This is a genomic window from Streptomyces sp. NPDC107562, from assembly GCF_055657325.1.
The window spans coordinates 17,286-30,914 of record NZ_JBVKBE010000025.1 but is presented as its reverse complement, the minus strand read 5'-3'; the positions used below and the strand labels follow the sequence as shown (position 1 = coordinate 30,914).

At 70.5% G+C, this 13,629-nt stretch carries 12 protein-coding genes; 2 read left to right on the top strand and 10 right to left on the bottom strand.

Features of this window, described 5'->3' with window-relative positions; genetic code table 11:
- Window positions 1-511 precede the first annotated feature (511 nt).
- Window positions 512-1,528, top strand: coding sequence for a sigma-70 family RNA polymerase sigma factor (locus tag ACZ7LV_RS37935; RefSeq protein ID WP_471945923.1), 1,017 nt, complete (start codon window positions 512-514; stop codon window positions 1,526-1,528).
- Here the strand turns inward: ACZ7LV_RS37935 and ACZ7LV_RS37930 are convergent.
- Window positions 1,412-1,792, bottom strand: coding sequence for an STAS domain-containing protein (locus ACZ7LV_RS37930; protein WP_471945922.1), 381 nt, complete (start codon window positions 1,790-1,792; stop codon window positions 1,412-1,414). The two genes, ACZ7LV_RS37935 and ACZ7LV_RS37930, sit on opposite strands and share 117 nt — an antisense overlap.
- Window positions 1,793-1,937: 145 nt before the next feature.
- Between ACZ7LV_RS37930 and ACZ7LV_RS37925 the strand changes: the two genes are divergently transcribed.
- Window positions 1,938-2,861 (top strand): AEC family transporter, encoded by a 924-nt coding sequence (locus ACZ7LV_RS37925; RefSeq protein ID WP_471945921.1) that lies wholly within the window; start codon window positions 1,938-1,940, stop codon window positions 2,859-2,861.
- A 1-nt stretch (window position 2,862) separates the two neighbouring features.
- Here the strand turns inward: ACZ7LV_RS37925 and ACZ7LV_RS37920 are convergent, their stop codons facing one another.
- The 9 genes from ACZ7LV_RS37920 to ACZ7LV_RS37880 form a co-directional block, all read right to left on the bottom strand.
- Complete coding sequence (locus ACZ7LV_RS37920) at window positions 2,863-3,447, bottom strand: Uma2 family endonuclease (protein ID WP_471945920.1); 585 nt, start codon at window positions 3,445-3,447, stop codon at window positions 2,863-2,865.
- Window positions 3,448-3,543: 96 nt separating this feature from the next.
- On the bottom strand, window positions 3,544-4,827 hold the full coding sequence (locus ACZ7LV_RS37915; RefSeq protein WP_471945919.1) for a thymidine phosphorylase: 1,284 nt from the start codon (window positions 4,825-4,827) through the stop codon (window positions 3,544-3,546).
- Between the two features lie 70 nt (window positions 4,828-4,897).
- Complete coding sequence (locus ACZ7LV_RS37910; protein WP_471945918.1) at window positions 4,898-5,299, bottom strand: cytidine deaminase; 402 nt, start codon at window positions 5,297-5,299, stop codon at window positions 4,898-4,900.
- The gene (locus ACZ7LV_RS37905) at window positions 5,296-6,561 is read right to left on the bottom strand and encodes an ABC transporter permease (RefSeq protein ID WP_471945917.1); all 1,266 of its coding nucleotides are present in this window, start codon (window positions 6,559-6,561) and stop codon (window positions 5,296-5,298) included. The genes ACZ7LV_RS37910 and ACZ7LV_RS37905 overlap by 4 nt, the downstream gene beginning before the upstream one ends.
- Window positions 6,558-7,676 carry an ABC transporter permease gene (locus tag ACZ7LV_RS37900; protein ID WP_471945916.1) on the bottom strand — a complete coding sequence of 373 codons (1,119 nt, stop codon included), beginning with the start codon at window positions 7,674-7,676 and terminating at the stop codon, window positions 6,558-6,560. The genes ACZ7LV_RS37905 and ACZ7LV_RS37900 overlap by 4 nt, the downstream gene beginning before the upstream one ends.
- Window positions 7,676-9,328 carry an ABC transporter ATP-binding protein gene (locus ACZ7LV_RS37895; RefSeq protein ID WP_471945915.1) on the bottom strand — a complete coding sequence of 551 codons (1,653 nt, stop codon included), beginning with the start codon at window positions 9,326-9,328 and terminating at the stop codon, window positions 7,676-7,678. Before ACZ7LV_RS37895 ends, ACZ7LV_RS37900 begins: the two co-directional genes overlap by 1 nt.
- 152 nt (window positions 9,329-9,480) lie before the next feature.
- A complete protein-coding gene (locus ACZ7LV_RS37890; protein WP_471945914.1) occupies window positions 9,481-10,530 on the bottom strand; it encodes a BMP family lipoprotein in 1,050 nt (349 codons plus the stop codon).
- A gap of 330 nt (window positions 10,531-10,860) precedes the next feature.
- Window positions 10,861-11,913: a BMP family lipoprotein gene (locus ACZ7LV_RS37885; protein ID WP_471945913.1), complete on the bottom strand. Its 1,053-nt coding sequence runs from the start codon at window positions 11,911-11,913 to the stop codon at window positions 10,861-10,863.
- 264 nt (window positions 11,914-12,177) lie between these two features.
- Window positions 12,178-13,425, bottom strand: a complete 1,248-nt coding sequence (locus tag ACZ7LV_RS37880; RefSeq protein ID WP_471945959.1) for an amidohydrolase — start codon at window positions 13,423-13,425, stop codon at window positions 12,178-12,180.
- Between the last annotated feature and the right edge of the window lie 204 nt (window positions 13,426-13,629).

Below are 13,629 nucleotides of genomic sequence, written 5' to 3'. Positions count from 1 at the left end.
CCGCGCCATGCGACTGACGCCGCAGCAAGCCGGTCCCTCCGCGCCGCGGGCGGGTGCCGCGCCATGCGGCCAACGCCTGAGCAAGCCGGTCCCTTCGCGCTGCGGGCGGGTGCGGCGCCATGCGACTGACGCCGCAGAAAGCCGGTCCCTCCGCGCCGCGGGCGACTGCGGCGACGTGCGACCAACGTCTGAGCAAGCGGTTCCCCATCGCCGCGGGCGACTGCGGCTTCGCGCCTGGTGGGACGGGTCCTTCCCGCCGTGCGCGAGTGCGGCACCGGGCACCCGGCGCGTGGGCCGTCAGCCCTCCCCGCCGCGGGCGGGTGGGTCGCGGGGGCTCTGCGGCAGACCTGTACGCGAGCGCGGCGCAGCGGGCTCGGGGCGCCGTGGGGTGGGGGTTGTGGGGTGGGGGTTTTTTGAGTCGGGGGGCCATTGTCAGTGGGCTGCGGTAGCTTCCGAAGTGCTGGGTGCAACGGTGCGCGGCACAGGGAACGGCCACAGGGGTGGGTGGACGATGAGCAACGGCACGGCGACGACGACGGATCTCGACGCCACACTGGAGAAACACCGGGTCGAGCTGACGGGCTACTGCTATCGCATGCTCGGCTCGTCCTTCGAGGCGGAGGACGCGGTCCAGGACACCCTCGTCCGCGCCTGGCGCAGCTACGACAAGTTCGAGGGACGTTCCAGCGTACGGTCCTGGCTCTACCGGATCGCGACGAACGTGTGCCTGGACATGCTGAACGCGGGCAACAAGCGCGCCAGGCCGATGGACCTGTCGGAGGCCACCTCGCTCGCCCGGGCCGCGCTGTCGCCGCGCCCCGACCACACCTGGCTGGAGCCGATGCCGGACGCCCGCGTGCTGCCCTCGACCGCCGATCCGGCGGAGGCCGCCGTCGCCAAGGAGTCCGTGCGGCTGGCGTTCATGGCCGCCCTCCAGCAACTGCCGCCCAAGCAGCGCGCCGTGCTGATCCTGCGCGAGGTGCTGGCCTGGAAGGCGAGCGAGGTCGCCGAGCTGCTCGGCACCTCGGTGGCCTCGGTCAACAGCGCCCTGCAGCGGGCGAGGGCGACGCTCGCGGAGCGTTCGGACACCGGCTCCGACGCGGTGGTGTCCGACGCCCTGGACGAGGAGCAGCAAAAGCTCCTGGAGCGGTATGTCGCGGCGTTCGAGGGCTACGACATGACGGCGCTGACCGCCCTGCTCCACGAGGACGCGGTGATGACGATGCCGCCGTTCGATCTGTGGCTGCGCGGCCCGGCCGACATCACCGGCTTCATGACCACCATCGGCTCCGCCTGCGCGGGCTCCCGACTGCGTCCCGTGGAGGTCAACGGCCTGCCGGGCTTCGCGCACTACAAGCCGGACCCGGAGTCGGGCGGCTTCACGCCGTGGGCGGTGCAGGTGCTGGAGATCTCAGACGGACGGATCACCGGTTTCCACTGCTTCCTCGACACCCAGCGGTGGTTCCCGCTGTTCGGGCTGCCCCTCCACCTCGAAGCGGAGACCGACGAGGTCGAGAAGGGCGTGTAGCGCGGGGTCGGGGTCGCGGAGCCGGATCCCGCGTCCGGCCCGCTTCGCCGTCAGCGCCAGCCGGGCGAGCAGGTCGACGGTCGCGAGGCCGGGTGGGCCGATCCCCGCGACATCGCATACGACCACCGGTGCCCGGGTGTTCTCCAGCAACGCCCGCACGTCGTCGCAGAGCCCTGTCACCTCGTCCCGGGTGACGGGGCCGGCGAGCACGATCTCGGCAGGGGTCATGGCGTCCACGAACCGGTAGACCGGCGGGGCCGCCATAACTCATCGCCGGTGGCCGCCTCGTCGCGCCGCGAGGATCACATTGACCTGGGCGAGGGGCGCCCCCGAGGGTTGGGTGTATGCGCCATGGACCACTTCCGCCGCCCGCGACAGCCGCACTACGCGTCCCCGTCAAGGGGGCTTCGTGCAGGGGGTGTTGAGCGGCTTCGCGGTGATCGCGGTGGTCATCGCGGCCGGTTATGTGATCGGGGTGCGCGGACACCTCGGTGCGCAGGGGCGGGAGGTGCTCACCAAGCTCGCGTTCCATGTGGCCTCCCCCGCCCTGCTCTTCACCACCCTCGCGGGCGCCGACCTGTCGGTGGTCTTCTCCAGCCGGCTCCTGGTCACGGCGCTGAGCACGGCGGCGGTGGCGGGGGTGTTCGTGGCGGTGGGTGCCGCACGCCGCTGGGGGGTGGGCCGTACGACCGTCGGGGCCCTGTGCTCCGGTTACGTCAACTCGGGGAACCTGGGCATCCCCATCGCGGTGTACGTGCTGGGTGACGCGTCGCTGGTGGCGCCGGTGCTGCTGTTCCAGCTGGTGGGGGTCACCCCGGTCGCGCTGACGATCCTGGACCTCTCGGCCGGGGGCGGGGCGAAGCGGCCGCTGTGGCAGCGTCTGCTCACCCCGCTGCGCAATCCGATCGCTCTCGGCTCCCTGGCGGGGGTGGCGGTGTCGGCGTCGGGTGTGCGTGTCCCCGGCCCGGTCATGGACCCGCTGACGCTGATCGGGAACATGTCCGTCCCGGCCGTTCTGCTGGCCTTCGGCATCTCGCTGCGTGGCAGCACCCTCCCGCTGCGCGGCGGGGAGCGGGGACCGGTGCTGCTCGCGGTGGGGCTCAAGGCGTTCGCCCAGCCGCTCGCCGCCTGGGCCCTGGCGGCGGGTGTCTTCGGTCTGAAGGGCGCGGCCCTGCTCGACGTGGTGGTGACGTCGGCCCTGCCCGCCGCGCAGAACCTGTTCACCTACGCGAGCCGCTACCGCGTCGGCGAGGTCCTGGCCCGCGAGGCGATCCTGCTCTCCACGATCCTGTCGGTCCCGGTCCTCGTGGCAGTGGCGGCGCTCCTCGGCTGAGTCAGTCCTGCGGGAACTCGCTGGTGTCGACGACGAGGTCGAAAGGCGCCGGGAGCTTGAGGGACTCGCCGAACTTGGCGGTGCTCAGAGTGCGGTACACGTCGCCCTTAGGCTCTCCGTACAGCGTGACGGTGGGGCCGTCGGGAGCCCACCGGTCGACGAGCAGGTAGAGGGGGATGCCCGCGGTGGCGTAGGCGGCGGGCTTGCTGATGCGGTCGTGACGGGCGTTCGACTTCGAGGTCACCTCGACGACCAGTTCGGCGAGGGCGGCCGGGATGTGGGTGTCCGACTCCATGTCCTCCCGGCGCGGGGCCACCACGAGATCGGGGATGAGCATTCCGAGACGTGAGGGCACGGCAATGGCCAAGGTTTGGAAGATCCCCCATTCTGGGGGAATCACGGAGTACAGGCGACGCTGGATGCTTTCCGCGATGAGATTGTGGCGGTAAGCGGGAGCAGGTGACACGGTGATGATCCCCTCGATGATCTCCACCTTGCTGCCCTCAGGCCATTCCATCTCCTCCCAGAACCGGACGAGGTCGTCCCAGCTCCGCTCGGGGTCCTGGCTCACGGTGAGTGCGCTCATGGCGGTCTCCTCTTCGGTGCGTCACCGATCCAAGCATGCCGAACGGGACCGGCGGCGGTCCACCGATCCCGTTCACCCGGAAGGGGAAAGCCGAGGTCAGGCGATACGTTCCAGCACCACGGGGGACGGGGTGAAGTCCGTGCCGGGGGACGCGATGTCGTAGGAGCCGGTGACCGCCTGGAGGGCGTAGTCGAAGCGCTCGGGGGTGTCCGTGTGCAGGGTCAGCAGGGGCTGGCCCTCGGTCACGGCGTCGCCGGGCCGGGCGTGGAGTTCGACACCCGCGCCGGCCTGCACCGGGTCCTCCTTGCGGGCGCGGCCGGCGCCCAGGCGCCAGGCGGCGACGCCGATGTCGTAGGCGTCGAGGCGGGTGAGGACTCCGGACGCGGAGGCCTTGACGACGTGCTGCTCCTTCGCCGTGGGCAGCGCGGCGTCCGGGTCTCCGCCCTGGGCCGCGATCATCCGGCGCCACACATCCATCGCCGAGCCGTCGGCCAGCGCCTTCGCCGGGTCGGCGTCGCGGATGCCCGCGGCGTCCAGCATCTCGCGGGCCAGCGCGAGCGTCAGCTCGACCACGTCCGCGGGGCCGCCGCCGGCCAGGACCTCCACGGACTCGCGGACCTCCAGCGCGTTGCCCGCCGTCAGGCCGAGCGGCGTCGACATGTCCGTCAGCAGGGCGACGGTCCGCACGCCGTGGTCCGTGCCCAGGCCGACCATGGTGGAGGCCAGTTCGCGGGCGTCGTCCAGCGTCTTCATGAAGGCGCCCGTGCCCACCTTCACGTCGAGCACCAGCGAGCCGGTGCCCTCCGCGATCTTCTTCGACATGATCGAGGACGCGATCAGCGGGATCGCCTCGACCGTGCCGGTGACGTCGCGCAGCGCGTACAGCTTCTTGTCGGCGGGGGCGAGGCCGTCGCCGGCCGCGCAGATGACCGCGCCCACGCCGTCCAGGACCGAGAGCATCTCCTCGTTGGAGAGCAGCGCCCGCCAGCCCGGGATCGACTCCAGCTTGTCCAGGGTGCCGCCGGTGTGGCCGAGGCCCCGGCCGGAGAGCTGCGGGACGGCCGCGCCGCAGGCGGCGACGAGGGGTGCCAGCGGAAGCGTGATCTTGTCGCCGACGCCGCCCGTCGAGTGCTTGTCCGCCGTGGGGCGGGACAGGGACGAGAAGTCCATGCGCTCGCCGGAAGCGATCATCGCCGCCGTCCAGCGGGCGATCTCGCCGCGGTTCATGCCGTTGAGCAGGACGGCCATCGCGAGCGCCGACATCTGCTCGTCGGCCACCTCGCCGCGCGTGTACGCGTCGATGACCCAGTCGATCTGCTCGTCGCTGAGCTCACCGCGGTCGCGCTTGGTGCGGATGACGGAGATGGCGTCCATGGCCATGCTGGGCTTCCTTCCGGGGATTGCGAAGAGTACGGCCCCTGCGGACGGGGTCCCAGGGGCCGTACGGGAGTTACGAGGAGAGGTGCTCCGGCCCGAAGGCGTGGGGCAGCATCTCCGACAGCGGCAGGATGCCCGCCGGGGTGTCCAGCAGCAGGCCCGGGCCGCCGAACTCGTACAGCAGCTGACGGCAGCGGCCGCACGGGACGAGCAGTTCGCCCCGGCCGTCCACGCACGTGAAGTGCGTCAGCCGGCCGCCGCCGGTGCGGTGCAGCTCCGAGACCAGCCCGCACTCGGCGCACAGGGAGATCCCGTAGGAGGCGTTCTCGACGTTGCAGCCGCTGATCGTGCGTCCGTCGTCGACCAGGGCGGCGACCCCGACGGCGTAGCCCGAGTAGGGGGCGTACGCGTGGGTCATGGCCTCGCGGGCCTCCGCGCGCAGCGCCTCCCAGTCGACCTCGGCCGGCGGTGTCACTTGCCCTGTCCCTTCCGGTACGGCAGGCCGTCGGCCTTGGGCGGCCGCAGGCGCTGCGCGGAGAGCGCGAGGACGACCAGCGTGATGACGTACGGCGTGGCGGAGACGACCTGGTTGGGGACCTCGTTGGTGGTGGCGTACCAGGCGAAGAACAGGGCGCCGGCGACGAGGGTGATCGCCGCGTTCACGTACTTCTTGCGGATCACCATCCAGATCGCACCGATGATCAGCAGCAGCGCGCCGAGCAGCAGCAGGGCGTGGACGTTCTCGGAGCCGCCGCGCAGGTTGAGGCTGTCGGTGTAGCCGAACAGCCCGGCGCCGATGGCGAGTCCGCCCGGCATCCAGTTGCCGAAGATCATCGCGGCGAGGCCGATGTAGCCGCGTCCGCTGACCTGGCCCTCCAGATAGAAGGGGTTGGCGACGATGGAGAGGAAGACACCGCCGAGGCCGGCCAGGCCGCCGGAGATGACGACCGCGATGTACTTGTACTTGTAGACGTTCACGCCGAGGGACTCGGCCGCCACCGGGTTCTCGCCGCAGGACCGCAGCCGCAGGCCGAACGCGGTGCGCCACAGGATCCACCAGGTGGCGGGGATCAGCGCGATGGCGACCAGGGTCAGCCAGGAGACGTTGGTGACCAGGCCGCCGAGCAGGCCGGCGAGGTCGGAGATCAGGAACCAGCCCTGGTTGTTGAGTTCCCGCAGTCCGTCGGAGAGGCCCGGGACGGTGAAGTTGCCGAGGGACTCGACCGCCGGCGACTGCTTGGCGGAGCCGCCCGCGTGGCCCTCGAAGGCCAACGGGGCCAGGTAGCGGGTGGCGCCGAGGGCGAGGATGTTGATGGCCACACCGGAGACGATGTGGTTGACGTTGAAGGTGACGGTGACGAAGGCGTGCAGCAGGCCGCCGATCGCGCCGCCGAGGATGCCCACGAGGACACCGGTCCACGGGCCCCACTGGAAGCCGGCCCAGGCACCGAACCAGGTGCCGAGGATCATCATGCCTTCGAGGCCGATGTTGACCACGCCCGCGCGCTCGGCCCACAGGCCACCGAGGCCGGCGAGGCCGATCGGCACGGCGAGCTGGAGCGCGGTGGACATCTGGCTGACGTTGGTGATGCCGTCGGCGCCGGTGACGATGCGGACGAGCGAGATCAGCGCCAGGGCTCCGGCGATGATCAGCAGCAGGACGGGCCACGAGAGGCGGCGGCCGGTCGGCGCCGCGGGCTGCAGCGTGGGCTGGTTGACGTCGGTCGCGGTGGTCATCGGCCAGCCACCTCCTTGGTGTTGTGGGCGCCGAGGACGTGACCGGCGGCGAGTTCGGCGCCGACCCGGCGCTGCTGGCGGCGCAGGCCCCATTCGCGGACGGCCTCGTAGGAGACGACGACCGAGAGGACGATCAGGCCCTGCATGATGACCGCGATCTCCTTGTCGTAGCCGTGGAAGTCCAGCTCCGGCGAGGCCTTGTCGAGCCAGGCCCACAGCAGCGCGGCGAACGCGATGCCGACCGGGCTGTTCCGGCCGAGCAGGGCGATGCCGATGCCCAGGAAGCCGATGCCGGTGGGGAAGTTGAGGCTGTACGTGTGGGTGTCGCCGAGCAGGATCGGCAGGCCCGCGAGACCGGCGAGGGCGCCGGAGATGAGCATGGCGGTCAGCGTCATCCGCTTGGGGTCGACGCCTGAGGCCGCGGCGGCGGACTCGGAGGCGCCGGAGGCGCGCAGGTCGAAGCCGAAGCGGGTGCGGTTGAGGACGACCCAGTAGCCGATGCCGAGGAGCACGGCAAGGACGACCAGGCCGTAGATCTCGCCGGCCGCGCCCATGTCGATGCCGGGCACCCAGCCCGAGGAGTGCATCTCGCCGGTGGTGTTGTTGTTGCCGACCTTGACGCCGAAGACGGTCGGCAGCCACAGGTAGCCGATGACGGAGGTGGCGATCGCGTTGAGCATGATCGTCGCGACCACCTCGCTGACGCCCCGGGTGACCTTCAGGACACCGGCGATGCCGGACCAGAAGGCGCCGGTGAGCATCGCGGTGAGCAGCAGCAGCGGGATCTGGATCGCGGCCGGCAGGTTCATGTGGGCGCCGACGATCGCGGCCATCATGGCGGCGAGCTGGTACTGGCCGTCGACACCGATGTTGAACAGGTTCATCCGGAACCCGATGGCCACGGCGAGCGCCGCGATGTAGTACATCGAGGCCTGGTTCAGGATCAGGACCTGGATGTCGGAGAACCCGGCCTGCTCGAACATCAGGGCGAACGGCTCGACCGGGTTCTTGCCCGAAGCCACCAGCACGATCGCGACCAGCACGAAGGCCACGGCGAGCGCGATGACCGGTCCGGCCACCGCGAGGAGCACGCGCTCCTTGTCGAACTTCTTCATCAGCGGGCCTCGTCTTCCGGAGACTCGGGAGACTTGCGGATCTCGGGGGTCTCGGGGCTGTCTGCCGGGGTCTCGGGGGTCTCGTCGTGCTCCAGGTGACCGGTCGCGGCGCCGGTCATGGCGGAGCCCAGCTCCTCCGGGGTGATGGTGGCGGGGTCGGCGTCGGCGACCAGCCGGCCGTTGTAGATCACCCGGAGCGTGTCGGACAGGCCGATCAGCTCGTCCAGGTCGGCGGAGATCAACAGCACGGCCAGGCCCTCGCGGCGGGCCTCGCGGATGTGGTCCCAGATCGCGGCCTGCGCGCCGACGTCCACACCGCGGGTGGGGTGGGCGGCGATCAGGAAGCGCGGCTTGTGGCTCATCTCCCGGCCGACGATCAGCTTCTGCTGGTTGCCGCCGGAGAGCGAGGCGGCGGTGACGTCGATGCCGGGGGTGCGGACGTCGTAGGCCTCGACGATGCGGCGGGTGTCCTCCTGCGCGGCCTTCGGGTCCAGCCATACGCCCTTGGCGTTGGGCTTCTCGGTGACGTGGCCGAGGATGCGGTTCTCCCAGAGGGGGGCCTCCAGGAGCAGGCCGTGCCGGTGCCGGTCCTCGGGGATGTAGCCGACGCCCTGCTCGCGGCGCCTGCGGGTCGGCCAGGCGGTGATCTCCTCGTCGGCGAGGGCGATCGTGCCGGAGTCGGCGTGGCGCAGGCCGATCAGCGCGTCGACCAGCTCGGTCTGGCCGTTGCCCTCGACGCCTGCGATGCCCAGGACCTCGCCGGCGTGGATGGTGAAGGAGATGTCGTCCAGGAGCGCCTTGCCACCGGGGGCGGCCATGCGGAGCTTGTCGACGCTCAGCACCGGGCGGTCGGTGACCGTGGACTCGGCGGTCTCCGGGGTGGGCAGCTCGCTGCCGACCATCATCTCGGCGAGCTGGCGCGGGGTGGTCTCGGCGGGGACGGCCGTGCCGACGGTGGTGCCGCGGCGGATCACGGTGATCTCGTCGGCGACGGAGAGGACCTCGCCCAGCTTGTGCGAGATGAAGATGACCGACAGGCCCTCGGACTTGAGCTCGCGCAGGTTGGCGAAGAGCGCGTCCACCTCCTGCGGCACGAGCACGGCGGTCGGCTCGTCGAGGATCAGCGTGGTGGCGCCGCGGTAGAGGACCTTGAGGATCTCCACGCGCTGGCGGGCGGCGACGCCGAGTTCCTCGACCAGGAGGTCGGGGCGGACGCCGAGGCCGTAGCGCTCGGAGATCTCCTTGATCTTGCGGCGGGCCTTGGCGCCGATGCCGTACAGCTTCTCGCTGCCGAGGACCACGTTCTCCAGCACGGTGAGGTTGTCGGCCAGCATGAAGTGCTGGTGCACCATGCCGATGCCGCGCGTGATGGCGTCGGCCGGGCTGTGCAGGGTGACCTGTTCACCGTCGATGGTGATGGTGCCCTCGTCCGGCTTCTGCATGCCGTAGAGGATCTTCATCAGCGTGGACTTGCCGGCGCCGTTCTCGCCGACGAGGGCGTGCACGGTGCCCTTGCGGACGCTGAGGTGGATGTCGTGGTTGGCCACGACACCCGGGAAACGCTTGGTGATCCCGGCGAGTTCGACGGCGGTCGCCTGACCGTGGACCGCCGCTCCGGCCGGAGGGCTGCTGGACGCGTTGATGGCGCACACTCCTGGGGACGGGGGCCGTCTACGCGCGTAGCGCCCCTACGGCATACAAAGCGGGGCGACGCGCCGGGACAACGGGGTACAGGGAGACCGGCCCCCCATACCCCGTCGATCGGACGTAACCCCGCGGTTACCGACTGCTCGGCAACGGCTTGTCAGCTGCTCTTGACCTTGATCTCGCCGCTGATGATCTTCTCCTTGGCCGCTTCGATGGCTTCCTGGAGATCGGCGTCGCCCGCGAACTTCGGGTTGGAGTCCGCGAGGCCCACCTCGCCGCTCTTCAGATCGCCCCTGACGATACCGGTCTCGGGCTTGCCGTCCTCCACCGACTTCGCAAGGTTGTAGACGGCCTTGGCGACGTCCTTGGTGGCCGAAGTGAGGATCGAGTCCTTGTACTTCGCGAGGGCTTCCTGCATGTACTGGTCGGAGTCGACGCCGATCGCCCACACCTTGTTGGCGGCGGCGGCCTCGATCACGCCCTGACCGGACAGACCGGCCGCCGCGTAGACGATGTCGGCCTTCTTCTCGATCTGGCCCTCGGCGGCCGTCTTGCCCTTGTCCGGGCTGGAGAAGCCGCCCTCCTCGGCGGTCTGCGTCAGGTACTGGGAGAGGACCTTGACCTTCGGGTTCGTGTCCTTGACGCCCTGCTCGAAGCCCGCCTGGAACTTGTGGATCAGCGGGATGTCCACACCGCCCACGAAGCCGACGACGTCGCTCTTGGTGCTCTTCGCGGCGGCCACACCGGCCAGGTACGAGGCCTCCTCCTCGGAGAAGACCAGGTCGGCCACGTTGTCCGCCTGGACCTGGGAGTCGTCGACGATGCCGAAGGTGGTATCGGGGTACTTGGCCGCGACCTCCTTGACCGCCGGCGCGTACGCGTAGCCGACGCCGACCACCGGGTTGTAGCCCTGCTTCGCCAGCGACGCGAGGCGCTGCGCCTTGTCGGCGTCCGTCTCGCCCTCGGTGGGCTCGATGTCGGCCGTCTCGTACTTGAACTCGCTCTTGGCCTGCTCCAGGCCCGCGTACGCGGCGTCGTTGAAGGACTGGTCGCCCTTGCCGCCGACGTCGTAGGCGATGGCGAGACCCTTGTCGCCCTTCGAGTCCGAGGTCGAACTCTCGGTCGAGGTACCGCCGCAGGCGGAGAGGGCGAGGGCGAGGGAGGCGGTCGCTGCGCCTGCGACCGCGATGCGGGAAACCCGGCGCATGTGTGGTGCTCCTGTCGTACTGGCGGATCCGGAGTGTGCGGGTGCGTTCCCGCGTCGTTCAGTGCGTGCCCGCACTTCCCCGGGATGCAGCGCCGTACGGTTCAGCTTCGGCGCTGGCTTCGCCGCAGATTAACGCGCGTAGACCAACCTGAAAACCCCTTCTGTCCACCTTGTTATGCGGCCGTGGCCAACAGCACTCGGGGGCCAGGTCAGAAGCTTGCCACCCGCAAAGGGAGGCGAGGACCCCGGGTACGACGGAGCGGGCGGGTGCCCACGGCACCCGCCCGCTCCGTACGGATCTGTACTTTTCGCCTGCTCAGCGGCCGGGTACTACTCGGTCCTGACCTTGATCGAGCCGTCGATGATGCCCGCCTTGGCCTTCTCCACGGCGTCCTGGAGCCCCGCGACCTTCGCGTACTCCGGGTTGCTGTCGGACAGGCCCACGCCGTCCACCTTCAGGTCGAAGGTCTGGACGCCGGTGAGCGGCTTGCCGCCCTCGACGGACTTGGCCAGCGAGTACACCGCGCCGCCGACGTCCTTGAGCGCGGAGGTGAGGATGAACTCCTTGTACGTGGCCAGCGCCTCCTGCTGGTACTGGTCCGAGTCGACGCCGATCGCCCAGACCTTCGCCTTGGCGGCGGCCTCGATCACGCCCTGACCGGAGAGCCCGGCCGCCTGGTAGACGACGTCGGCCTTCTTCTCGATCTGGCCCTCGGCGGCTGCCTTGCCCTTGTCCGGGCTGGAGAAGCCGCCCTCCTCGGCGGTCTGCGTCAGGTACTGCGAGACGACCTTGACCTTGCCGCCGCCGGTCTCCTCGACGCCCTGCTTGAAGCCGGCCTCGAACTTGTGGATCAGCGGGATGTCCACACCGCCGATGAAGCCGACGGTGTTGGTCTTGGTGGCCTTGGCGGCCGCGACACCGGCGAGGTAGGAGGCCTGCTCCTCGGCGAAGACGAGCGAGGCCACGTTCTTGCCCTCGACGACGGAGTCGACGATGCCGAAGGTGGTGTCGGGGTACTTCGCGGCGACGGCCTCCATCGCCGGGCCGTACGCGAAGCCGACGCCGACGACGGGGTTGTAGCCCTGCTTGGCCAGGGAGGCCAGGCGCTGTTCCTTGTCGGCGTCGGTCTCGCCCTCGGTGGGCTCGATGTCGGCGGTCTTGTAGCCGTACTCGTCCGCGGCCTTCTTCAGGCCCGCGTACGCGGCGTCGTTGAAGGACTGGTCGCCCTTGCCGCCGATGTCGTACGCGATGGCGAGGCCGAGGTCCTCCTTGGTGTCGCTCTCTCCGCCGCTGTCACTGCTGGTCCCGCCGCAGGCCGTGGCGGCGAGGGCGAGCGACGCGACCCCCACCGCGACGCGGGTCAGTCTGGATATCCGACGCATCTGAAGTTCCCCATTCTCCAAAGCCCCGCAGTGGGCGCTCGGTTCGGCGCACATTAACGCGCGTAGACACTCCTGGGAACGGGGTACTCCGTGGCCGTTATCCATTCGTGCCGGTGGCCGGTTACGGACAGGTGAACCACCGGCTCGAATGGTGTGCGCCTGGGGCGATCCCGGCACGCCCGGGGGCGGGCCCGACCGCTACGGGCAAGGCTGCCGCGCGGGCACAGGGGCCGCAACCGGAACGATCCCCGGGCCCACCGGTCGCTACCGGTCGGCGTCGAGCAGTGCCGCGGCCGTGAACAGCTCCACGCCGACCTTGATCGCGGACTCGTCCACGTCGAAGTCGCCCTGGTGGAGGTCGCGGACCGTGCGCTCGCCCGGGGTGCGCACACCGAGGCGGGCCATGGCGCCGGGGACCTGCTCCAGATACCAGGAGAAGTCCTCGCCGCCCAGGCTCTGGTCGGTGCCCTCGACCGCGTCGGGGCCTCTCCGCACGGTCATGGCGTCGGCGAGGAGCTCGGTGACGCCGGGCTCGTTGACGACGGGCGGGACGCCGCGGACGTAGTTGATCTCGGACTTGGCGCGGTGCAGGTTGGCCACCTCGTCGATCGCCGCGTGGACGATGTCGGGTGCGTCGCGCCAGGCCACCATGTCCAGGCACCTCACGGTCCCGGAGAGCTCCGCATGCTGCGGGATGACGTTCGGGGCGTGCCCGGACTCGATCCGTCCCCAGGTCACGGCCAGGCCGCTGCGGGTGTCCACCCGGCGGGCGACCAGCGCCGGCACGTCGGTGACCACGCGGGCGACGGCGGTGACCAGGTCGGTCGTCAGGTGCGGCCGGGCGGTGTGGCCGCCGGGACCGTCCAGGGCGATCTCCAGGCGGTCGCAGGCGGAGGTGATCGGGCCCTCGCGCAGGCCGATCATGCCCGCGTCCACCCGGGGGTCGCAGTGCACGGCGATGATCCGCTTCACCCCGTCGAGCACACCGCAGTCGATGGCCTCGGCGGCACCGCCGGGCAGCACCTCCTCGGCGGGCTGGAAGACCAGCCGCACGGGCTGCGGCAGCAGCCCCCGCCGGTGCAGGTCGGCGAGGACCAGCCCGGTGCCCAGCACGACGGAGGTGTGCACGTCGTGGCCGCAGGCGTGCGCCCGGTCGGGCACGGTCGAGCGGTAGGGGCACTCGGTCTTCGCGTCCGGGATGGGCAGGGCGTCGATGTCCGCCCGCATGGCGAGCATCTCGGGCCCGCCGCGCCACTGGTCCCCTTCCACACCGATGTCACAGACCAGACCGGTGCCGGCGGCGAGTACGCGCGGGCGCAGGCCGGCCTTCTCCAGCCGTGCCTTGATCGCGGCGGTCGTACGGAACTCCTGGTTGCCGAGCTCCGGGTGCATGTGCAAGTCGCGTCGGAACGCGACGAGTTCGGCACGCAGCGGCTCGGGGAGCGTGCCGGGAAGGGCGGCTCCCGCCGCTCGGGCGGCTCCGAGGAGGTCGGCGTCGGACTCCAGTGACATCAGTTGCTTCACCCTCTGAAGGGTAGGACGCCCGCACGGCCAACTGCCCCGAGATCAACAAAAGTTCAGCCCGTTAGGGGAAGAAAACTCGGCCGCCGAGCGCATAGGTATCGGTTCGGGTGGGTAAACTCGCCCGATTTCCTCCGGTCGGGCTGATCACGGGTACCACCCACTCCTCCACGCATACCACGCCGGGACCCGACC